18 protein-coding genes are annotated in these 22,492 nt (G+C 40.7%); 6 read left to right on the forward strand and 12 right to left on the reverse strand.

From position 1 onward, the window contains the following. Positions 1 to 430: 430 nt before the first annotated feature. Positions 431 to 1,063, reverse strand: a complete 633-nt coding sequence (locus AB4128_RS04385; protein ID WP_372037022.1) for an MliC family protein — start codon at positions 1,061 to 1,063, stop codon at positions 431 to 433. Positions 1,064 to 1,170: 107 nt separating this feature from the next. After that, positions 1,171 to 1,371 (reverse strand): hypothetical protein, encoded by a 201-nt coding sequence (locus tag AB4128_RS04390; RefSeq protein ID WP_055024913.1) that lies wholly within the window; start codon positions 1,369 to 1,371, stop codon positions 1,171 to 1,173. A 235-nt stretch (positions 1,372 to 1,606) separates the two neighbouring features. On the opposite strand from AB4128_RS04390, the gene AB4128_RS04395 reads away from it, so the two are divergent. Beyond that, positions 1,607 to 2,059 carry a MarR family winged helix-turn-helix transcriptional regulator gene (locus tag AB4128_RS04395; RefSeq protein WP_080916752.1) on the forward strand — a complete coding sequence of 151 codons (453 nt, stop codon included), beginning with the start codon at positions 1,607 to 1,609 and terminating at the stop codon, positions 2,057 to 2,059. Positions 2,060 to 2,259: 200 nt separating this feature from the next. Continuing rightward, positions 2,260 to 3,414, forward strand: coding sequence for a chromate efflux transporter (chrA, locus tag AB4128_RS04400; RefSeq protein WP_372037024.1), 1,155 nt, complete (start codon positions 2,260 to 2,262; stop codon positions 3,412 to 3,414). A gap of 66 nt (positions 3,415 to 3,480) precedes the next feature. Here the strand turns inward: chrA and fdhF are convergent, their stop codons facing one another. Beyond that, positions 3,481 to 7,761: a formate dehydrogenase subunit alpha gene (gene fdhF / locus AB4128_RS04405; RefSeq protein WP_372037026.1), complete on the reverse strand. Its 4,281-nt coding sequence runs from the start codon at positions 7,759 to 7,761 to the stop codon at positions 3,481 to 3,483. Between the two features lie 446 nt (positions 7,762 to 8,207). On the opposite strand from fdhF, the gene AB4128_RS04410 reads away from it, so the two are divergent. The 3 genes from AB4128_RS04410 to lysS all read left to right on the forward strand — a co-directional run bounded on the left by AB4128_RS04410 (position 8,208) and on the right by lysS (position 12,764). Then, the gene (locus tag AB4128_RS04410; RefSeq protein WP_055024968.1) at positions 8,208 to 9,872 is read left to right on the forward strand and encodes a methyl-accepting chemotaxis protein; all 1,665 of its coding nucleotides are present in this window, start codon (positions 8,208 to 8,210) and stop codon (positions 9,870 to 9,872) included. 278 nt (positions 9,873 to 10,150) lie between these two features. Continuing rightward, positions 10,151 to 11,249 (forward strand): peptide chain release factor 2 gene (prfB, locus tag AB4128_RS04415; RefSeq protein WP_162491212.1). Its coding sequence is split into 2 segments (ribosomal slippage): positions 10,151 to 10,225 and positions 10,227 to 11,249, totalling 1,098 coding nucleotides; the frame shifts between segments, so codons are not numbered across the junction. Positions 11,250 to 11,261: 12 nt separating this feature from the next. Next, on the forward strand, positions 11,262 to 12,764 hold the full coding sequence (lysS, locus tag AB4128_RS04420; RefSeq protein WP_372037028.1) for a lysine--tRNA ligase: 1,503 nt from the start codon (positions 11,262 to 11,264) through the stop codon (positions 12,762 to 12,764). 134 nt (positions 12,765 to 12,898) lie between these two features. Here lysS and AB4128_RS04425 read toward each other — a convergent pair whose 3' ends face one another. From AB4128_RS04425 to AB4128_RS04465, 9 genes are all read right to left on the reverse strand, one after another. Then, positions 12,899 to 13,084: a phospholipase D-like domain-containing protein gene (locus AB4128_RS04425; protein WP_372037030.1), complete on the reverse strand. Its 186-nt coding sequence runs from the start codon at positions 13,082 to 13,084 to the stop codon at positions 12,899 to 12,901. Continuing rightward, positions 13,069 to 13,707: a phospholipase D-like domain-containing protein gene (locus AB4128_RS04430; RefSeq protein WP_372037032.1), complete on the reverse strand. Its 639-nt coding sequence runs from the start codon at positions 13,705 to 13,707 to the stop codon at positions 13,069 to 13,071. The genes AB4128_RS04425 and AB4128_RS04430 overlap by 16 nt, the downstream gene beginning before the upstream one ends. 924 nt (positions 13,708 to 14,631) lie before the next feature. Then, a complete protein-coding gene (locus AB4128_RS04435; protein WP_372037034.1) occupies positions 14,632 to 14,991 on the reverse strand; it encodes a hypothetical protein in 360 nt (119 codons plus the stop codon). A gap of 225 nt (positions 14,992 to 15,216) precedes the next feature. Further along, positions 15,217 to 15,795: a hypothetical protein gene (locus tag AB4128_RS04440; RefSeq protein ID WP_372037036.1), complete on the reverse strand. Its 579-nt coding sequence runs from the start codon at positions 15,793 to 15,795 to the stop codon at positions 15,217 to 15,219. A gap of 108 nt (positions 15,796 to 15,903) precedes the next feature. Further along, positions 15,904 to 16,980, reverse strand: a complete 1,077-nt coding sequence (locus AB4128_RS04445) for a hypothetical protein (RefSeq protein WP_372037038.1) — start codon at positions 16,978 to 16,980, stop codon at positions 15,904 to 15,906. Between the two features lie 355 nt (positions 16,981 to 17,335). After that, positions 17,336 to 17,683, reverse strand: a complete 348-nt coding sequence (locus tag AB4128_RS04450; RefSeq protein WP_372037040.1) for a hypothetical protein — start codon at positions 17,681 to 17,683, stop codon at positions 17,336 to 17,338. Between the two features lie 35 nt (positions 17,684 to 17,718). Then, entirely contained in the window at positions 17,719 to 18,054 is a 336-nt protein-coding gene (locus tag AB4128_RS04455) for a 5-carboxymethyl-2-hydroxymuconate Delta-isomerase (protein WP_055024901.1), read from the reverse strand. Continuing rightward, on the reverse strand, positions 18,055 to 19,005 hold the full coding sequence (locus AB4128_RS04460; RefSeq protein WP_372037042.1) for a DMT family transporter: 951 nt from the start codon (positions 19,003 to 19,005) through the stop codon (positions 18,055 to 18,057). Between the two features lie 124 nt (positions 19,006 to 19,129). Next, on the reverse strand, positions 19,130 to 20,248 hold the full coding sequence (locus AB4128_RS04465; RefSeq protein WP_244899721.1) for an acyltransferase family protein: 1,119 nt from the start codon (positions 20,246 to 20,248) through the stop codon (positions 19,130 to 19,132). 189 nt (positions 20,249 to 20,437) lie between these two features. On the opposite strand from AB4128_RS04465, the gene AB4128_RS04470 reads away from it, so the two are divergent. After that, positions 20,438 to 22,474 carry a hypothetical protein gene (locus AB4128_RS04470; protein ID WP_372037045.1) on the forward strand — a complete coding sequence of 679 codons (2,037 nt, stop codon included), beginning with the start codon at positions 20,438 to 20,440 and terminating at the stop codon, positions 22,472 to 22,474. Positions 22,475 to 22,492: the final 18 nt, after the last annotated feature.

Here is a 22,492-nt window from a genome sequence, read left to right on the forward strand (position 1 = left end):
GACATGGTTTTTTTATGTGCGAATGTCATTGAAAACATGCGACGTCATAGGCTGATGATGAGATGAGCCGTGAGTGATACAGGTTTAATAGCGCTCAGTTAATCTGAATTGAAACCATGTCTAATGACATGGTTTTTTTATGTGCTAATGTCATTGAAAACATGCGACGTCAGAGGCTGATGATGAGATGAGCCGTGAGTGATACTGGCTTAATAAAGCTCAGTTAATCTGAATTGAAACCATGTCTAATGACATTTTTTATGTGCTAATGTCATTGAAAACATGCGAAGTCAGAGGCTGATGATGAGATGAGTCGTGAGTGATACTGGCTTAATAAAGCTCAGTTAATCTGAATTGAAACCATGTCTAATGACATTTTTTATGTGCTAATGTCATTGAAAATATGAGGTGTCAGAGACTGGTAACGACACTACTCGTGAGTGATACAGTTGAGATCAGCTTGCTCAAACTGACTGAAAATGGCTTCCCCTTGGTGAGTCCAAAAACTAAAATTTTGTCCTTGGTATTTGGCACCTGATGCGGTGCGAGTTAACAAAGCAAAATTGGTCGTTTTAAGGTATTGGCTCTTGGGGGAAACCGTCAGCATCGCTGCTGGTATTGCGGTGTCATTATAAAAATAAGCGGTAATTTTGGTAAGGTTGCCATTGGCTGTTTCGCCACATAGATATTGAATTGGCTCAGGTATTTCAAACTCGCCAGCAGCAATTTGTAGCTCTGTGAGTCGAGACTCATAAGAATCTTGCACGCATGACTTTATATTCTCTGCTTTCCAACAATCGTTACGGCCTTTAATCCAACCTCGCTGAAAGGCTTTTAACTGAGATAATTCATCATTACTGGTTTGAGATTTAAGTTTGGTAAACATCTCGTTAATTTCAACATCTAAACTGGCTAAGTGACTATCTTGGCAGATGAGTTCTTCAACTTGGCCTTGAGCTTGTTGGCAATCAAATGATGGCATGACAGGCTCTTCAGCTAGAGCTGACTGATATGGGAGTAATAATAAGAGGCAAATGATCGAAGCTGAAATCTGAATACGCATAATGATAAACATCCTGTTTTATAAGGTCGTATAAATCAAATCATAGCGTATTCAGTTTAAATATGAAGCGTTTTTAGCCGTTGTTCAACGTTGGCTGAACTATCGAATTAAGCTTTTGTGCTAATAATATGACCGCTATTACCTACTGGCTGTGGTGCTGATTGCTGTGGTAATGCAGCTTCAATTAGCTGTAAAGCCATTTGGCCTTCAACTTTTTGCTGATCTTTTGCCATTACGGCGACTTTTAAACTAGTACCAGAATCAATATTAGTAGGCATTGCTGATGGTGAATTAATAGATAAAGACATAGTTTCTCACTTTATTGACGTTACGGCTTAAAATACGACGTTGATACCCTTGCTCGGTATCGGTGATATGTCATTATCGGCTTCTCATTAGCAAACTTTAATTATTTGATATAAAAGTTCTTCAAACTAAACGGCCTATGAAGCGATTAACTTGTGCGCAATTAAAGTGTGGTAAGATGGGCCAAATTATAGTTAATCATAGTGTTATATTGCCAAAAAACATGGAGCATTTGCCATGAGTAAATTACCTGCAACCGAAACCCTAGACCCATTAGCACTAGAAAACCAAGTCTGTTTTGCAATGTATAGTGCCACCAATGCGTTAATTCGTGCTTATAGACCGCTACTTGATGAACTTTCACTGACCTACCCGCAATACCTTGTGATGATGGTACTTTGGAAAGAGTCTGGCATTAGCGTAAAAATTCTAGGCGAAAAGCTACATTTAGATTCAGGCACATTAACCCCGCTATTAAAACGACTTGAAACCAAGGGGTTGGTTATCCGTGATCGTAATAAAGATGATGAGCGAGTTAGAGTGTTGCACCTTACTGGGGACGGCAAAGCTTTGCAGCAGAAGGCCAAAAAAATACCAGAATTAATGCGTTGTAAGGTCGGCGGTGATAGTGAAGAGTTACGTGAATTAAAGCGCTTGAGTGAAAAGGCTTTAACGCATTTACAGGGATAAACTAATTTCACAGCTTGTCATAAAAGTTAAATTAAACTGTCATATACTCAAAAGTTAACATACCCATCAATTTCAACATTGGGTTGAGCACTATTGATGTGAGCACTATTGGTTGAGTCAATCGATTTGAGTGCAATCGGTTTGAGTACAATCGATTTAAGTACAATCCTTATATAAATGGAATTGGAAGTCGTTTGATTATGTGGCAAATTTTTACTCGCTTTTTGGCATTAGGCTTTATTAGTTTTGGTGGGCCAGCAGCGCACATTGGTTATTTCAGACAAACCTTTGTGAACGAACTAAACTGGCTTGATGATAAACGTTATGGCAGTTTGGTTGCATTAAGCCAATTCATGCCTGGCCCTGGCTCTAGTCAAGTTGGCTTTGCCATTGGGTATCACCGTGGCGGTTTAATGGGCGCAATTGCTGCGTTTGTTGGTTTTACCTTACCTTCATTTTTCTTGCTGTTCTTATTAGCAGTGACCAGTGCTCACTGGCTTGAAACCACAGCGGTATCGGGCGCTATACATGGATTAAAGTTACTCGCTGTTGTCGTCGTTGCTGATGCCACATTGGCGATGTTTGGTCAATTTTGTCAACGTAAAACCGCACGGGTATTAATGGTTGCAACCGCAGCAAGTATAATGTTGTTTCCATCTTTACTGACCCAAATAGTTGTTTTGTTACTTGCTGCAATTGTTGGCTTTGTCGTACTGACAAAAGGGGAAAATATTACCCCAGAAAATACGCCAATAACCTTGAGTTATGGCTGGCTTGCGGTATTTATCCTAGGTTTGCTCAGTAGTTTTTATTTGATTAATCAAACCGGCACATTAGGTCAAGTTTTTGCTCAGTTCTATCAAGTGGGTAGTTTAGTTTTTGGTGGCGGTCATGTGGTACTGCCACTGCTTGAAGCTAATGTTGGTGAGTTGGTAGATTCAGATCGATTCTTAACGGGTTATGCGTTAGCGCAAGCTGTGCCAGGTCCTATGTTCACCCTAGCCACATTCTTAGGGGCAGATTTGTGGCTGGAGCAACCGATTTTAGGTGCTATTGTGGCAACACTTGCTATCTTCATTCCAGGATTTTTATTGATGCTGGTGGGGCTTAAAAGCTGGCATGCTATCAGTGAACGCCCAGCTATATCAGGTGCTATTGCTGGCGTTAACGCTGCGGTAGTCGGACTGTTACTCGCTGCTTTGTATAGTCCCGTGTTTACTTCAGCGGTTATTGAACCGATTGATATGGCACTTGTGTTAATCGGTTTTGCGGTGCTTAAAATTGCCAAGCCTAACATCGTATTATTGGTAATGGGCTTTGCCGCGACAGGTGCTTTAATCAGTCTGGTAAATTAAACCGTTAAGCATACAAAAGGCAGCGATTACGCTGCCTTTTTTGTTTATCTGAAGTGATATCGAGGGTTAAGCTAATGCGGGTTCAGCTTGATTGCTGCTCACTTTCTGGCTGAGAACAGGTTTGGAAACACGCTCCGCTTTTACCGCGCACACCTTGAACTCAGGGATTTTTGCCACGGGGTCAATGGCATTGATGGTGAGTTTATTTGCCGCAGATTCAGCAAAATGGAACGGCAAAAATAACACGCCAACTTGAGCTCGTTTGGTTACAAAGGCGTTGATTTCAATTTCACCTCGGCGAGTTGACAGTTTCAAGGTATCACCATTTTTAACGCCCAATTGTTCTGCATCAAACACCGATATCATGACTCTTGGTGAGCCCAGTTTATCCAAACCTTGGGTTTTACGGCTCAAAGTGCCCGTATGGAATTGTTCCAACAAGCGACCTGTAGATAACACTAATGGGTATTCATCATCAACTGGCTCCGCAGGACTTCGATGTTCAACCGCAGTAAATAAGCCTTTGCCTTTTATTGGTCCATATTGATGTAATACCGCGGTGCCCGAGTCTTGCTCATTGACACATGGCCATTGAATACCTTTGCTAGGTTTGCCTTGTGCATCATTGTTGAGCCTGTCCCAAGTGATGCCTTGATATTGCGGCGTCACTAGGTTTATCTCATTAGTAATGGCTTGCTCATTAGCATAATCCCAATTAGCCCCCATTTTGTTGGCAATAGCGTGAACTATTTTCCAGTCTTGCTTAGCAAGACCGGGTGGTGGGAGCACGGGTTGCAACCGCTGCACACGGCGCTCTGTATTGGTGAAGTGGCCGAGCTTTTCAGCAAACGATGCAGCTGGTAACACGATATCGGCCATTTTAGCTGTTTCTGTCAAAAAGATATCTTGCACAACAAGAAGCGGTATTTTCTCTAGTGCAGCTAACACATGAGCTTGATCGGGATCGCTAAGTACAGGGTTTTCACCCATCACGTAAAGCGCATCGACTTTATTTTCAGTGATTGCATGCATCACCTCTGTCGCTGTGAGTCCTACATTTGGCGATAAAGAAGTATCCCAATACTGCTCAAATTTCGCTTGAACGACAGGATTATCGACCTTTTGATAGCCAGTGTAGTACTGAGGCAGTGCGCCCATATCGCAAGCACCTTGCACATTACTTTGGCCACGAAGTGGGTTAATCCCCGCGCCAGATTGACCTAAGTTACCGCATAGCATTTGCAGATTGGAAATGGCAGTGACATTGTCATGGCCAGAAGTATGTTGCGTAATGCCCATTGCATAGTAAATCGCAGTCTTTTTAGCAGTGCCGATCAACCTTGCCATCTGGGCAATTTTTTCTGCATGAATACCACAGACTTTAGAGGCATTTTCTAATGAGTATTTAGGTTGCATTACCGTATGGATAACTGCGTCAAAGCCATCGGTATGCTTGGCAATATAATCTTTATCATGCCAATCATTGCGGATGATTTCGGCCATAATGGCATTGATTAAGGCAACATCGGTTCCAGGCTTTTGCGCCACATAGAGTTCGGCTTCGTCTGCAATAGTTACGTGTTTAGGATCGGCGACCATCAAGCGTGCACCGTGATGACGGATCGCTTGTTTGATTTTAGATGCAATGATTGGGTGAGCATTACAAGTATCTGAGCCTAAAATAAAGATCAAATCCGAATCTTTAATTCCCGGAATATCGCCTGTCATCGCGCCACTACCTAAACTTTGCTGCAGCGCTGATACGGTACTGGCATGACATAGGCGGGCGCAGTGATCAATATTGTTGGTACCGAGCACACTACGAACGAACTTTTGTAGCAAATAGTTATCTTCGTTGGTGGCTTTAGCAGAAGCTAAGGTGGCAATCGCATCACCGCCTTTTTGGGCTTTAATTGCGGAAAGCTTTTGTGCGATTGTGTCTATGGCTTCATCCCAGCCGCAAGGAATTAGTTCGCCATTTTTACGAATAAGCGGCGTGGTAAGACGTTGCTCACTTTGAATAAAGTCATAACCAAAACGACCTTTAACGCACAACATACCTTCGTTTACGTCTGAATCATTGCTGCCTTCTACATGGCATATTCTACCAGTGGATGGTGATACGCTGACGTTAATTCGACAGCCCACACCGCAGTAAGTACATATGGTTGATGTGGTGTTAAGTTGTTCATTACTGCCTTGACGCTTATCACGTGCATCAACCAATGCACCCGTTGGGCAAACTTGCACGCAGTTACCACATTGAACGCAATCACTGTCTGCCATCGTTGCTTTAAAGCCCACTCGAGGGGCTTGACGAGTGCGTTCTGTTTCAGCGATGACATCAGTGGGTAGTGCTTGAAAGCTGTTTTTTTCAAAGCTAATCGCATTATGGCCACTTTGCTGACCACACACATCGACGCATTTGCCGCAGCTGATGCAGCGGTTGGCATCAAACTGAATAAACGGGCTGGTCTTATCGACGGCAAACTGCTGCATTTGTGTGGTATCGAGCGCTTTAGCATCCACATGATATTCAGTGGCGTAGTCTCGCAGTTTACAATCAGTGTTAGCCTGACAAGCACACTCTAAACAGCGAGCCGCTTCTTTCATCGCCTCACTATGTTCAAAACCTTGTTCCACTTCATTAAAGTTAAGTTGGCGTTCAATGGCTGTGAGTTCAGCCATTTTATAACGAGCCTCAGGCTTGGTACTCGGGTAAAGGTCTGCTCCAAGTCCTGTACTTAGTGACGCTGTTTTTGGGGCTTTAGTGGCATTAAACTGTTGTGGCGTTAGCTCACAGCTCAAACCTTGATTGAGTAGTTTATCGATTGCAACAGCTGCCTTGCGGCCATCACCAATCGCAGCAACAGCGGTGGCAGGACCTGTGCGAGAATCACCAATCACAAACAATTTATCAACCCCTGCAGACATGGTGTGCTCGCAGCCTATAAAGGTATTCCAGCGACTCAAGGCAATTTCACCACTGGTTAAGTAACTGTCAGGGTGTTCTAAAAAGCTCATATCTGGGGTTTGTGATACGGCGGCAATCACAGTATCAAAGGCTTCGATAAAGGTTTCGCCAGTTGCTTTAGGTGAACGCCTGCCTGATGAGTCTGGTTCACCTAATGCCATTTTAGCTAAATTAATTGCTGTGACTTGACCATTTTCATCGCTGATGTTTTCAACGGGATTAGTCAGAAAGTGAAACTTAACTCCTTCAACTTCCGCCTCGTGGATTTCATAAGGCTCAGCTGGCATGGCATCACGAGTACGACGATAGATAATAGTGACATCATGGCCAGCGCGTACTGCGGTGCGAGCACAGTCAATGGCCGTATTACCACCACCAATAACAGCGACTTTTTTACCAATGACAAAACGCTTATCGGTGCAATAATCACGTAGGTAATCAACGCCTAAGTAACAGCCTGTTAAGTCGCTACCGGGATAATTCATTGGCACGGCTTTTTGTGCGCCAATGGCTAAACAAACCGCATCATACTCATCGGTTAGCTGCTTTAAGTGTACATCCTCGCCAAGGCGGGTTTGAGTTTGGATCTCAAGACCATTTTCAGTCAGTAAGGCAATTTCTTTATCAAGGATTGCTTTAGGTAAGCGGTATTCAGGAATGCCGTAACGCAGCCAACCGCCAGCTTGCGGCATTGATTCAATAATGCGGACTTCATGGCCTTGATTTGCTAAAAAATAGCCTGCGCTTAATCCAGCAGGACCACTGCCAATGATGGCGACTTTCTTACCGGTATCTGGTTGACGTTCAATTTGGTAACTGTGCTCATCAGCTAAATCTAAATCTGCCGCGTGGCGCTTTAATTGGCGAATCGCTACGGGCTCATCAACTAAACCACGGCGGCACTCAGCCTCACAAAATGCTGGGCAAACTCGGCCAATAGATAACGGCAGTGGTAAGGTTTGTTTAATTATTTTTACCGCTTCAGTGTGATTACCTTGGGCGATATGAAATAAGTAACTTTGAATATCCACACCTGCTGGGCAAGCTTTCTGGCAGGGCGCTTCACAGTCAGCAAAATGATCAGACAAAATATGGGTTAATGCATCACGGCGAAGTTCACTTAATTCTGCGCTCTGGGTGGTGACGTGCATATTGTCGGTAACTTGGGTCTTACAAGCCTTAGCTTTGCGGCAACTACCGTCATTATTATTGATATCGACTACACACAAATTGCAGTCTTGTTTGTGCGCTGACTGTGGCGAGGTTGAGTCACACAAACTCGGAATAAGGATGCCTGCTTCCTGTGCAGCTTGGAGAAGATTCCTTCCACTATTAACCGACAATGATTTGCCGTCTATTTTGAGTGTAATCATCTTGTAGGCCTTGTTTGATTCTTTGTTGGCTTTACATGCCTTTTATTAGTTCTACAAAATATACCGATTTTTATTAGATCTACATTAACTGAGGAATATGGGGCTAGGTTTTGTTGTGTTGCTCACATCACGCTGTATTTATGTGCGCTTGCTAATATTTAAACTGAAAGGCTTGCTTGTGCTTCGCAAAAAAAGGGTTTGTTTGATCTTGATCTCAGGTGGGATCAAGGCGGCTTAATGGTGCCTGACGCTAACTAACCAATTAATCAGCCTTTTAATGGAAAGTAGTTACTATTCAGATGAATGTGCATGTGTATGGTGCTAATTAAGCTTTATTTGATCTAGCTCACGAGTTGTTTACTAAAAAGTTACATGTGTATCAGAATGAATGCTTTTTTGTAACTATAATTATGCCATAACAAGAATCGAGAGAGAGTTACAACATGATGTCAAACTTGTCCCTGCGTAATAAATTATTAGGTTTAGCATTAATTCCCCTTACTTTCATTTTAGCAGTGATGCTGAGCATTTATTATTTTACTGAGAAGAGCGCACTAGAAGAAGACATTCAACATTTTCGCTCTGAATTGATAGCAGAACGCAACAATCAAATGAAAGAGCAGTTAGAAATTGCCACAGCAGTTTATGAATATCAGCGTAGCCTAGGTGATAACGGAAACTTTAAAGCGGCACTTCGTACACTGAGATTTGGCAGTGCTGGCTACTTCTACATTTATGACGATAGCGGTTTGAGTATTTTTCATGGCGTTAACGATTCGTTGGAAGGGCAAAATAAAATTGATATGGCAGACCCTAATGGCACCAAAATTGTTGTGGGGTTATTAGATGCGGCTAAATCAGGTAAGGGCAGTTTTACTTACTTTTATCGTAAACCAGGAAGTAACGAGTTAGTTGAAAAGCTTGGTTATGCTGTGATGATCCCTAACTCCAACTGGATGCTGGGTACTGGTGCATACATTGATGATATTGAAGCATCCATCACTGAATATCGTCAGTACACACAAGAGAAGATGAACGAACAAGTAGGGATGTTTCTACTTCTTGCCATCATATTAGCGTTAGTCACAGGCATGATTGTCGTATTCGCCTCACACAAAATGGTATCACCAATCCAGAACATGGCAGAGTCTTTAAACGACATTGCAAAAGGTGAAGGTGACTTAACTAAGCGGTTAACGGTGAGCGGTAAAGATGAGATTGCACAACTTGGCCTTGCTTTTAACCTATTTGTTGAAAAATTGCAGGCGATCATTACCGAGGTTTCAGGCGCAACTGATGAGGTTAAAGGCGCAGCAAAAACCATCAACGATCAAACGGTAACCATTTCAAATCAGCTATATAGCCACAACAGCGAAGTCGATCAAATCGTTACCGCGATTACCGAAATGTCGGCGACTGCTAATGATGTTGCGCAAAATACCAATAGTGTGGCCGAAGCAACCGATGATGCTTCAGACTATGTGTTAAAGGCTCAAGAGTGTGTGGATATTTCATTAAATGAAGTGTCGCAATTAATGAATCAAATCGACAGCGCCGCTGATAATATTTCTTCACTTAGTGAGCAGTCTAAAAAGATTAATTCAGTGTTATCTGTGATTGGCGGTATTGCGGAGCAAACCAACTTATTGGCATTGAACGCGGCTATTGAAGCTGCAAGGGCAGGAGAGCAAGGTCGTGGTTTTGCAGTGGTTGCTGATGAGGTACGTAGCTTGGCAAGTCGTACTCAGGCCAGCACGGTCGAGATTAATGAAATGCTATCTGAACTACATAAGTTAGTGGGGCAAGCCGTTGATGCAATGGAGCAAAGCCAAAAAAGTGGTGTGCGCTCAGTGGATTCATCCAAAGCGATTTCAGAAAGTTTAGGTGCGGTGACATCGTCTGTGACCAGTATTAATGACATGAGTACCCAGATTGCGACAGCTGCGACAGAGCAAAGCTCAGTAACAGAGGAAATTAATCGCAATATCACCTCAGTACAAGAAATCGTTAATGAGCTGCTGTCATCTAGCCAGCAAGCGGCTGAGGTCAGTACTTCTGTTGCAAGCTCTGGCGATTACTTATCGACATTGGTGAGTCAATTTAAGGTGTAAATCCATTATTGAATTATAAAGCCCAACAGTGAGTTAATTTCATTGTATTTACTGAGATAAAAGAGCCATTGCAACGTTTGTTGCTTGGCTCTTTTTTATGTCTAATTAATTCATAAATGGTCAGTTAATGTGTTCATCAAACTTATTCAACTTACTTGATTGTAATCATGGCCAACTAAAGTGACAAAAAGTCATTAAAACGACCTAGGTTTAGCGCTAGCGATAGGTTAGAATACTCGGTTTGCAGCAATCTAAATTTCCATAAAGTAGAAATCATCATGTTTGAAGTAAATCCAGTTAAATTCAAGATCAAGGAACTCGCTGACCGCACCGAACTTCTTCGGGGGTATCTTTGACTACGCTGCTAAGCAAGAGCGTTTAGAAGAAGTTACCCGAGAGTTAGAAAGTGCCGAAGTATGGAACGATCCTGATAACGCCCAAGCACTGGGTAAAGAGCGTTCATCTTTAGAGGCAGTGGTCAAAACCATTGATGATATGGACAGTGGCCTTGAAGATATTGAAGGACTGGTTGAACTTGCCGTTGAAGAAGACGACGAAGAAACCTTTAACGATGCGAGTTCTGAGCTAGAAGATCTTGAGAAACGTTTAGAGGAACTTGAGTTTCGTCGTATGTTCTCTGGCCCACATGATGCATCAGATTGCTATTTAGATATTCAATCAGGTTCAGGCGGCACCGAAGCGCAAGATTGGGCAAACATGGTGTTGCGTATGTACCTGCGTTGGGGTGAAGCTCACGATTACAAACCAGAATTAATGGAAGTAACCGACGGTGATGTTGCCGGTATTAAAGGCGCAACCATCAAGTTTACTGGCGAATACGCTTTTGGTTCACTACGTACAGAAACTGGTGTTCATCGTTTAGTGCGTAAGTCACCGTTTGATTCGTCTGGTAAGCGTCATACTTCTTTCTGCTCGGTATTCGTTTACCCAGAAATTGATGATTCGATTGAGATTGATATCAATCCAGCAGATTTACGTGTCGATACCTACCGCGCATCTGGTGCGGGTGGACAGCACGTTAACAAAACAGAATCTGCAATTCGTATTACCCATTTACCGACCAACACGGTCGTGCAGTGTCAAAATGACCGTTCGCAACATAAGAACCGCGACGCTGCAATGAAACAGTTAAAAGCAAAACTGTATGAGTTAGAAATGCTCAAACAAAATGCTGATAAGCAAGCCGCGGAAGACGCCAAATCAGATATTGGTTGGGGCAGTCAAATCCGTTCGTACGTGCTTGATGATGCCCGTATTAAAGATTTACGTACAGGTGTTGAAAACCGAAATACCCAAAGCGTCTTAGATGGCGACTTGGACAAGTTTATTGAAGCTAGCCTGAAATCTGGCCTTTAACGAGAGAAGAAGATGACTGAACAAACCCAAGACGAAAACAAGTTAATTGCAGAACGTCGCGCGAAACTAGATCACATCCGCGAAAACTGCCCTGCTAATGGTCACCCGAACAACTTCGATCGAAAACACAAGGCTGCTGATATTCAAAAAGAATACGGCCACTACACTAAGCCTGAGCTAGAAGAAATGGGCGTTCAACGTTCTATTGCGGGTCGTGTTATGGCTAAACGTGGTCCATTCTTGGTTATTCAAGATGTATCTGGCCGCATTCAAGCTTATGCAGGTAAAGATGTTCAAAAAGATTTAAAAGCGACTTACCAAGGTTTAGACATTGGTGACATCGTCGGCGTAACCGGTCAACTTCACCTTTCAGGTAAAGGCGATTTATACGTGAACATGGAAGAGTACCAATTGCTAACAAAAGCATTGCGTCCACTACCAGAAAAATTCCACGGTTTATCAGATCAAGAAACGCGCTACCGTCAGCGCTACGTTGATTTAATCGTTAACGAAGACTCACGTGAAGCCTTCATCATGCGCTCTAAAGTCGTTACTGCTATTCGTAACTTCATGGTGAAAAAAGAGTTCATGGAAGTTGAAACCCCAATGATGCACAGCATCCCAGGTGGCGCTTCAGCTCGTCCATTTATTACACATCACAATGCGTTAGACATCGAAATGTACTTACGTATTGCGCCAGAACTTTACCTAAAACGTCTTGTTGTTGGTGGTTTTGAGCGTGTGTTTGAAGTTAACCGTAACTTCCGTAACGAAGGTTTATCGCCACGTCATAACCCAGAATTCACTATGATGGAATTCTATATGGCGTATGCTGATTACAACGACCTAATGGACTTAACAGAAGAAATGCTAAGTTCAATCGCAACTGAGCTTTGTGGTTCACCACAACTGCCATACGGCGAGCACACCGTTGATTTTGGCGATCCATACGCACGTATGAGCATGCTAGATGCGATTAAGAAGTACAACCCAGACAACGAAACAATTCAGTCTATGACTTATGAAGAAGTTAAAGACGTTGAGTTTATGCGTAACCTTGCGAAAAGCATTGGTATGAGCATCGAGAAATTCTGGACTTGTGGTCAACTACTTGAAGAAATCTTCGGTGAAACGGCAGAGCCACAATTAATGCAACCTACGTTCATTACGGGTTACCCAGCTGACATCTCACCACTTGCACGTCGCAATGACGAAAACCACTTCATCACCGACCGTTTCGAGTTCTTCATCGGCGGCCGTGAAGTCGCGAATGGTTTCTCTGAGCTTAACGATGCAGAAGATCAAGACAACCGCTTTAAAGCGCAAGTTGATGCTAAAGATGCAGGTGATGACGAAGCAATGTTTTACGATGCTGATTACATCACAGCACTAGAGCACGGTTTACCACCAACTGCTGGTCAAGGTATTGGTATCGATCGTTTAGTGATGTTATTCACTAACACTCACACCATCCGTGACGTGATTTTATTCCCAGCAATGCGCCCACAAGGGTAATTGTTGATTAAGCCGTTGGCTTAATAATCACTACTAATAAACCAGCCATTTGAGAGAATGGCTGGTTTTTTTATGGGTGATATATAAGCCTATTAAGTAGGAAAAAACAAATTACATTTACTTAGAAAGTTTTATTATGTGCTTTTTTGATTTTTAAGTTGAATGAACTGATTTGCGAAATCTTCAGCTATTTCTCTGTTTTCAACAATAGTAATGCTTTCATTATTGTACTGTGCGTTGCTTGTCCAGTTATACGAACCATGAATTACTTTATTTAAGTCAATAATACAAAACTTGTTATGCATTAATTTTTTCCCCATACTGAATTGGGTGATATTTTTGCGTATTCAATTCCTTTTTTATCAAATGAAAGTCCATGCTGCTCAGTTGTTTTATCATCGTTTACAATGACTCTTACATTGATACCTTTTCGGTGTTTTATTCTTAGTTCATTAGCTAAGTCTTTATCTGTAAACCATGCTACAGCGACCCAAATGCTGAACTTTGCACTTTGGATGCTTTCTAGTATTTGAACTTTTATTTGTTGGAAGTGAGCTTCAATTAAAATTGGGCTTTCTAAACCTTGACCACTTATTTTATAAACACCTATATCATTTTCATTTAGTACATACCCATCGTGTTTAATTATTTCATTTAATTGATGAGCAATGTCATCAGGGTTATCAACTTTTCGGCTATCAGTTAATGCTTCAACTAATGCTTTAAATTCAACATTTCCATTTATTTTCTTTAAGGTCTCAAATGCATACTCTTTTCGAGACCAAGCATTTGGCAGACCACCTTGCCTTTGTAAGTATTGATCATTCATTCCAAACGAATTGAAAAACTTGATTAGTTCTGAGCCTGATAGGTAAGGACTTTGCCCATTATCACCTGTAACAAAGGGAGTCAGTGCATTGACTGTTAATTCAGATAATTTCAACTGTGAATATTTCCTAAAACTATAAGTGTAGTAAATGTGATTTCTAGGCTTATTCTAGACACTTTTTCAAATTATTTATTAACTTACACCATGTAATTGGTTGAAGCTATCGAGCTTTATGCTTGAGTTATCTTCAATTTAAATTGATAAAGTAAGTAGTTTCAAAGTCGTGGCGCTTCACCCACACCCGAGCAAGAGGGGGGATCAACAGCAATCCCCCTCTTGCATCTCCCTATGCCGCTCCCGCGAAGTGTTGTTCCGCATGCTACAGAGCGAATTTGCTATCGCCTCAGATTCTCCATCGCTTGTAAATGGATTTACTGATGTCACGATGGCTGGGATGCTAAGGAGTGACCATGGCTCTCTTTGAGGCTATGTCGGCGTCGATAGGCAGGAAGCCTGAATGTCATGTAGTGCATGGATGCACGAGAATGACCTGCCTCCATCACGCAAATTAGCTCAACGCATTCGGACACTTCCAACGGAGTCTATTGTGCCCGCAAATTCTTTTGTTGTTACATAACCCATTTTTTATAGCTTTAAACTGATTTTTATTCTCTATGAAGCTGCAATTGAATTGAGGAAAGCAAGAAAATTGCGTGAGTCTGGCCATGGCCTTTCTCGCACATCCATGTGCTTCAAGGCATTTAGTACATCCTGTACTTCAGATTCTGGCTAGCTTTCGAGGGAAAGGGACGCCCCATCGAATGCGTTAGTGATTTTTGTAGATTACCGAAGCAGCCTACAAACGAGGTTTAAAGCTATTGATTCCTCCATTGGAAGTTTCGCATTTTAAAACTTCGTTGGAGCGGGTGGGTGTTCCAAGAGGGAGTTGCCGTTCACTCCCTTTTGGTCTGGTGTGGGCGAAGCGCCACGACTTTGACTTTAATCCAAACGGAGTTTGGAAAAGGATAACCCACGATGTTAATCCAAACGGAGTTTGGAAATATCATCCCCATCAACTTGATGAACATTCGTGGTGTAATACGCACTGCTATATTCAATATTTAACGAAAAATACAAACTTTGTTTTAGATGGCGCTTAATCGCCAGTTCAAGCTCTGCGCTTAACTCCAAGGTAAATTGCTCATCTCGGTGAGGTTTAGTGAGCAAGGATAGGGTAATCAGCATATGGGTATGTTTATATTCAGAACAAGGGTAAGCTCTTGATTTACAAACGCCAGCACTGGCGTCTTTTTGATTAATGATGCCTTCTATATCATCAAAAATATCTTGTGTGTTGATAGTGAGGTTATCTGAATACTTAATTTCTACGTGGGGCATTTATCCCTCCTGTGTTGAGTTTGCTAGTCAGTCGTTTATACCTACTTTGTAATCAATACTCGAGGCCCTAATGTCATTTATGCCATACCAATAAAATACATTGAGGCTATGGTTTCGAATTCGATTTAAACACTGAAGTAAAGTTTTTGCTGTTACGGACATTAACCAGCATATTTTAAACGAATTCTAACTATGTCTTTGCGAGGCAGGATAGAGTGAGGCTTTTTAAGCCTTAATCAGTGCCCAGACTTTTTTAAGACCATTTAATACACTGTTTCTTTTATTTTTTAAAAATTCAGCTTCAAAATCGGCCGCTTTATCCATTGCTGCGACACAGGTATTAAATTGGGTTAGTAACTCATCGTTATCGCATTCGAAAGTGTCACCGTCATAGGTGATGTGTTGCTGATTATTTTCAAGGATATTCAGCATTGTTCTTGTATTGTAAATCCAAGACTCTCTGGCTTTAAAGAATAACCCTTGTTCAAATATTTTTTGATTCAGAGTGGTAGCGCTTGAGTCTAACGCTGTTTGAAAACTGACTTTATCTAGCTCAGAAATGATGCTTAACATTTCTTTGCTAGAACCTGTGATAACTTGAGCGTAATAGTGTTTGTATTGCGCTAATAGCTGTTCCAGCTTGTCTAATCTCTTGTGAGCATCAAGGCGAAAATCACTTAAGTTTAGATTGTTAGAGTTAATTATCTCTTCCAGTTTCAAGGCATTTTGCTGATTTGTAAAGTAACGAGTGGCTTCAGCAATAGAGGTAAAAGCAAGCGTGTCCTGTTGATTTTTATTGACCATTTATATGATTTCTGATTAAAACTGCATATTCAAACCGGGTAAAGCCAGCATTGCTAGCTGACAGCATGGCTCACCCATTTCTGTTTAAAGTGAAGAGTAAGCGATTATCTATAGGTTAGTTGTCGAGCTGTTTTTAGACGCTTTTATCGTTACCTTTGGCGTAAAAAAAGGTTGCGTACCATTTAATGCTTTCGCAGTGTTTGCAGCGTAGCGAGTAATTTTACTGTGCAAAGGTTTTTGAGCCAGTGTACTAAGCATTTCTTTGTAGCGACCATTTTGACTCTTGCTTAATACTTTACAAAGCCAAGCGAGTGAGTCAGCAAAATCTGAATCCTCTGTTTGCTGGTTATCCCATATGTATTGGGCAACATGATCCAACGTTGCTGTATCCGTTAATGGAAGCTTAATTGCCTCTCGTGCAGCGGTGCGAATTTGGGTGACATCGTTGCTTACAAGGCGAGATAACAAGTCTCGGTATTCTGGCGCAATGTCTGAAATATCAACGCTAGTTTGTTTAGACTTTAAATCAACGATCCAATGGTTTTTTTCGTACTTTAACTCCATGGAGCCAAGGTTGATGTATGATAAACGTAAGTTTTGAAAGGTTTGGCGACCAATGAAGGGCCTTCTGTAGCTGCGAATATACTGCCCTACACCATCCGGTTTACCTAGTTTCTCTATTACAGAATCTAAGCTGTCTCCTTGTGCTATTTGATCAAACTTTTTTAAGGTTGGGGTCGTGGTGGCGTTAATAACGTTAATTGCTTCAAGATTAAATTCTTGAGCTCTAAACTGAGGACGGTCTTCTTTGGTTAAGTTTCTAATTGCACTTTTGAAATACTTCTTCACCTTTCGTGACGCTTCATTGCTATTTTGTTCGGTTAACAGTGTCCGATACCTTGGGTTTTGGCTTTCACCAATAGCTTTTGCTAACCATGATATTGTGTCGTCAAATTCATCATCTTCTTTATCGCCATTTTGGTTCATTGACCAAAGTGTAAAGGCTGCTAAATCCCATAGCTGAACATTTTCAGGCAAGCTGTGGTGCAAAGCTTTTGCACCTAATTTTACTTCTTGTAGGTTTTTGCTGGTGAGTAATTCAACGTAGATGGTGTCTTTAGTATCAAAGTCAGCTTGAGTGGCAAACGGCAATAACACTAACAATAAAGTGAGTAGTTTTTTCATTATAAATCCATTTAAAAGACCTCACTGAGCGAAGCCTTAGATAATTCCCTTTTCTTGATTGATGCCATTATGTTAACAGCTAAGCGATGATATTCGAAATGTCTTTCTGCGTTTTTCGTTTTAAAAGGAAGTAATACAATATGTGAACAATGAATTTATAGGTAGTAAAAAACATAAATGCGAATTAATTAATGTTTGATTTTATTAGCTAAAATATTTTTTAGTTGCGTTAGTCAATGGTGTTAGTAACTGTGAATACAGTTGTATTCTTAAAAAAGGGCTAGAGCCTAAAGTAAGTAGGACTCTGGAATAAGTCATGACGTTACTCAAAACCAAGTTTGGTCATTAAGTTTACTTAGCAATCTAAGGCAATACCATCAACTTGATGAACATTCGTCGTGTAATACGCATTGCTGTATTCAATATTTAAAGAAAAATACAGGCTCTGTTGCAGATGACTTTTAATCGCTGACTCAATCTCAGCACTCAATTCCAAGGTAAATTGTTCATCTCGGTGCGGTTTAGTAAGCAAGGATACGGTAACTAGAATATGGGGATGCTTATATTCAGAACAAGGGTAAGCTCTTGATTTACAAACGCCAGCACTGGCATCTTTTTGATTAATGATGCCTTCTATATCATCAAAAATATCTTGTGTGTCGAAAGTGAGGTTATCTGAATACTTAATTTCTACATGAGTCATTTACCAACTCCTTAGAGACACTGACAAAAATGGAGTTAAACAACCACTTTTGAATACGTTTCTCGGTCAATATCGACCACTTCTACTGACAAAGAGCAATCCACTTTAATCAAGGTTTGTAATTGCATTAACACTCGCTGAGTTAACATGGTTTTTTGCTCATCATTTCTGCCCGATAAAATCCTCATCGTTACATGGATAAAACTGATATCAACACTACCGGTTTTAAACTCTGAGTAGGGTATTGCTCTGACTTTTATGTCACTGCCTTGTGCTTGAAATAACTCAGATGCCAGTGCACCTTGATGTACCAAATCGACCAAAGCTTGGCCGTTAAGATTAGCTGAATATTCGACGATACAATGGGGCATTTATCCCTCCTGTGTTGAGTTGGTTTTACTGTCTTCGTTAGTCAGCAGCTTACGCCAGAGTCGACCGTCAATGGCCGATAGCCCTACTGCAATTAATGTCATTCCAATAAAGTGAACTGGGGCTAAGGTTTCGTTTAAAAACACTGACCCGAGTAAAATAGCTGATACTGGCACTAATAAGGTTACCAATAACACATTAGTGGCGCCTGCTGTGGCTAAAATTTTAAAATACAAGATGTAAGCGATAGCGGTACACAGTATTGCTAAGGCACTCATTGCAGCCCACGTACTAAAGGCGACAGTATTGATATCCAAAGGACCTTCAACGAATAAAGTGATAGGAATTAACACTAATGTTGATGCAGTCACTTGACCTGCAGCGGTAATAATAGGATTGATTTTTAACGCGTTAAAACGGCGGCCATAAACGCCTGCAAATGCATAAGACAGTGCCGCAGCGATAATGGCTAATTGAGCAAATAAACTGACTTCGCCACTAAAAGCAGGTAGGCCTATCATTATTACCACACCAATAAAGCCCACTGCGACACCTGTAAGTTTGAGCGATGTGATCCGTTCATCTGGCAGTAATGCTCCTGCAACGATTACAGCAAATATGGGAGTGGCAGCATTTAAGATTGATGCAAGCCCCGAGGCTATTTGAGTTTGTCCCCACACGATAAGGGCAAAAGGGATAACGTTATTGAGCAGTCCCATTCCTAAAAACACTAACCAAACCTTGAGATCTTTAGGCGGCTTTAAGCCAATGGCTAAGGCAAAAATCCACAGCGTGATTGCCGCTATTGCAACTCGAAGAGTCACAATTGTTAGAGGAGGTAAATCGCTCACAACAACCCCGATTAAGAAGAATGAACCGCCCCAAAGGATTGATAGTAACAATAGCATTGCCCAGCCTTTAGCTGACATTGAGGTATTAATCGTCGCATTCATAGGCGTAGACTCAACAAGGTGTAATTTACGAAAGTTAACTATGTCATTGTTAAGCTACATAAGGCTAGCTTTATCAGCAGTAAATTAGCTTTGCCTAAGTTAACTTACTGCTGAAGCATAAGTGTTAAGTTGCCGATTTTATTAACTTTAACCCGAACATGGCTCTGAAGACATTAAAGGGTCTTATCAGCCAAGCACAGATGGCACTGGTCAAGGTGAATGAGGCTGTAAACAGTAGGATTATTTTAATTGAGATAGAGGCTTCAAGTGAAATAACAAAATATCCAATCACGACAATGACAGTTTGGTGGAGAATGTAAAACGGATAGATTAATTGATTACTCTCTTTGAGCCAATTAGGAGTAACGGTTAAATAATGTTGTGCATAACCGAGCATGGACAATAGAGCAGACCATGCGACTAAACAGCACACTAGCCACCATATCCCCCAACGCACATTTAATGACAAATACTCACTTAAATCAGGAGAATAATAGTAAGCATAAAATAAGGCACTAAACACGACTAAAGCGAATAAGTTAATCCTTCTTTGATCGCGTATTGCTTGCCAAATAGTGGTGCTGCGAATAAATAGCATGCCAGTAACAAAGAAGAAAAAGTAATAGCTGGAAGAAGATAAATTTTCGATTTTGTGGCCATCACTTGGGAAGTAAATTGAGAAAAATATCTTGATAAAAATAAGTATAACAACCAAACAAAGTAGCCCGATTTTAAGTTGACTGATTTTAGCTACTATCGATACAACGCCTTGCCCTAATCGACTTTGAAACATGGCGTTGATTGGAATTGAGATGACTGAAAAGACAATAAGGTATTCAATAAACCATAGGTGATTGAGTTCCAATTTCAAAGCTAATGCAGGATATGCCTGCCAAAAAGAAGCAAGTTCGTTGATATTTTCAATATAGGTTTGGGGAGGAATGATTAAAACCGAACCCGCTAACAACGGGATGAATAACCGAGTGAATTTATCTTTGAAAAATTGTTTAACGGAAATTTTGGATAATAGAATAACGCAGCCTGCACCGGAGATGAAAAATAAAGTGGGCAATCTGAATTGTTCAAAATACACCATAATATCATCGAGTAACTTACTCGATTCGGTATTCATAATATGCCAGTCATCACCGTTAAATGGCATCAAAACATGGTGTAAAAAAACTGCAAAAATCAAAATGACTCTAAGCCAATCTAGTTCAGAATATCTACTGTCGTAATTCAAATCAATTTGTCCTTAAATTGAGCTAATTAGTAGGTTTATAAGTAACCTATATTAGCTTGTACTAAATGGCAAAGATTAAGAATAAAGGAAGTTGATTCATAAAGTATTTAGTCATTTTTCTATTTAAAACTGTCACTAAACAGTTTTTATTGATACTTTGCAGTGGCTTATTTTCAAGGATGAAGTTAAATGAAAAAGTGGTTTCTAGCTCTATTTATATTTCTTATTGTTCTTTCCTATTATTTTTATCATTCAGAAATTATTGCTATCACTTCTGAATCAACGCTAAATCAACATTCAGAAACACCTTCTATTTTATCTAGCTCTAAACCTATTGATATAGCGGTAAATATAAAGCTAACCGAGACAGAAAGAGAGCTTACTCCTAGGCAATGTAAACGGTTTAATGGAAACTTCAGTGCACATATCAGAGATTCTCATCAGATACTCATTGATGCTTTAGCGCTTGAGTTACGAGGTGGAGCAACGCGTGATGATTTAATGCAATATTCGTATATGTATACCACATCTTATAAATCTTATGAGGACTTGATACATCTTGCGAAGGTAAAAATCGCCAAAGAGAGCATAGAATATACCAATAAAGTCGGGCATGTAGCAGAGTGGAAAGGGTTTGATAGCTATTTGGGAATGAATAAAACTGAGCTTACAGTATTAGCCAATTCATTAGAGCCAGTTGGTGACACAACTAGTATATATATGCCCATCAATACCAAAGATATTAAGGGTGTTAGCCGCGAGGCTTTAATCAGTTTACATGAAAATGATAAGAGCTTTAATACCTATGTAGCGTCGCCGCTTAGGTTTGATGACCGTTCCGTTGTTTCACCTTCCATTCTCTCCGTTACTCATGCTCAGTTATTTACTGCTGAAGAATATCAAGGCTTAATCGCTGAACATCGTTTCACTGCTCATGAACTTGCAGTGGCTATCAATGGTCAACTTCCAATTGAATATATAAAGCTCATCATCGCACAGTCGGACAACATTGATGGTTATCCTGCATTTGAGCAGGGTGACTTTGCACGTTATGAAAATATAGCCGACATCGCAGTTGCTCAGTTTAATACTGACGTTTTGAAATTACTTGCTGCTAGAGGTGTGACGCCAACGAGTAGCGAAAATACATCAGGTTTAAATCTTGCTTTTAGTCGTTTACCTGACGATCCTAATTCGCAAATAACGCCAAAACAGAGTGAAATGATTGAGTATCTACACCAATCAGGACAAAAGTTGAAAGGGCGCTATTCCGATGACGGTAAGGCTTTTTATTCTTCAGGGGTTAATCGGTTTTATATTGATTTTACTGTTCTAGATAAAACGCTAACGTCGAAATTAAACTTTCAAGAAGTTGATTCGATTGAAGATGAAATGAATGTACCTATTGAACTGAGTAAAGCGTTTGCTGAATACGGTGAATTGAAGCAAGTCATTAGCCAGCAGTCTGAACAATGTGCAGACATAACGAGGAAAGAAAAAAATAAAGAAGGGTTCGAACCTGCTAAAAAAATGCATGACTTAATTTCTGAAATTAAAAACAACTCAAAGCACATTGCTGAAGAATTACATCAAATAGATCCTTTGCTTTATCAAAAGTGGAATCATCAAAATCGTGTACGAGAAAATGGAAAGCAAATCGAATTAATCAATCTATTAAGAAATAAACAATATTCCGAGGCCGCAGATTTTGTGAGTGCCAATAGTTTATCTCAAGATGAAACTAACTATCTGTTTTTACTCGTTCTACAAGAAGCAGACGTTTATATTGATATATGGAATGCTAGAACGGATTCAACTCCTCCGAATAATTTTTATTATTTTAACTCGGTGACGATAGAGCAGGCGAAAGGCCTTTATGACAGAGGTTTCGATTTTAATTTAAAAGACCATGAAGGAAGCAGCTTATTGGCTGTATCGTTAAAATCTGAAGAAGTATTTAAAATGTTAATAGGTCTAGAGGTTACTGAAGACTTCACTCGGTTAGGCCGAGACTTGTTTGATAGGGTGCTGGATAAAAGTTACAAAGAAGGGAAGTTGTTTAGTTACATTAACGAAGTTGCCCAAATGGTTGAAGTCATTGAGCCTAGTCACTTTGCGAGAATTGAAAGACTTAAACGGTTTTATCCCGAGGAGTATCAAACGCTGATTGAAATTGACAAACGTTTGATTCCAGCAGAGGGTACTGAAATGAATAAATACCGTTAATCATCTTTAGGTTTCGAT

It is taken from the genome of Shewanella sp. 10N.286.52.A9, from assembly GCF_041468985.1.
Classification (GTDB): Bacteria; Pseudomonadota; Gammaproteobacteria; order Enterobacterales; family Shewanellaceae; genus Shewanella; species Shewanella japonica.

Bases quoted from the DNA above. Each gene is read 5' to 3' on its own strand.
- lysS (WP_372037028.1), top strand. From the start codon at position 11,262: ATGACTGAACAAACCCAAGACGAAAACAAGTTAATTGCAGAACGTCGC.
- AB4128_RS04385 (WP_372037022.1), bottom strand. From the start codon at position 1,063: ATGCGTATTCAGATTTCAGCTTCGATCATTTGCCTCTTATTATTACTC.
- AB4128_RS04440 (WP_372037036.1), bottom strand. From the start codon at position 15,795: ATGGTCAATAAAAATCAACAGGACACGCTTGCTTTTACCTCTATTGCT.
- AB4128_RS04410 (WP_055024968.1), top strand. From the start codon at position 8,208: ATGTCAAACTTGTCCCTGCGTAATAAATTATTAGGTTTAGCATTAATT.
- AB4128_RS04450 (WP_372037040.1), bottom strand. From the start codon at position 17,683: ATGACTCATGTAGAAATTAAGTATTCAGATAACCTCACTTTCGACACA.
- AB4128_RS04425 (WP_372037030.1), bottom strand. From the start codon at position 13,084: ATGGGGAAAAAATTAATGCATAACAAGTTTTGTATTATTGACTTAAAT.
- AB4128_RS04460 (WP_372037042.1), bottom strand. From the start codon at position 19,005: ATGAATGCGACGATTAATACCTCAATGTCAGCTAAAGGCTGGGCAATG.
- AB4128_RS04395 (WP_080916752.1), top strand. From the start codon at position 1,607: ATGAGTAAATTACCTGCAACCGAAACCCTAGACCCATTAGCACTAGAA.
- AB4128_RS04470 (WP_372037045.1), top strand. From the start codon at position 20,438: ATGAAAAAGTGGTTTCTAGCTCTATTTATATTTCTTATTGTTCTTTCC.
- AB4128_RS04435 (WP_372037034.1), bottom strand. From the start codon at position 14,991: ATGCCCCACGTAGAAATTAAGTATTCAGATAACCTCACTATCAACACA.
- AB4128_RS04455 (WP_055024901.1), bottom strand. From the start codon at position 18,054: ATGCCCCATTGTATCGTCGAATATTCAGCTAATCTTAACGGCCAAGCT.
- chrA (WP_372037024.1), top strand. From the start codon at position 2,260: ATGTGGCAAATTTTTACTCGCTTTTTGGCATTAGGCTTTATTAGTTTT.
- AB4128_RS04390 (WP_055024913.1), bottom strand. From the start codon at position 1,371: ATGTCTTTATCTATTAATTCACCATCAGCAATGCCTACTAATATTGAT.
- fdhF (WP_372037026.1), bottom strand. From the start codon at position 7,761: ATGATTACACTCAAAATAGACGGCAAATCATTGTCGGTTAATAGTGGA.
- AB4128_RS04445 (WP_372037038.1), bottom strand. From the start codon at position 16,980: ATGAAAAAACTACTCACTTTATTGTTAGTGTTATTGCCGTTTGCCACT.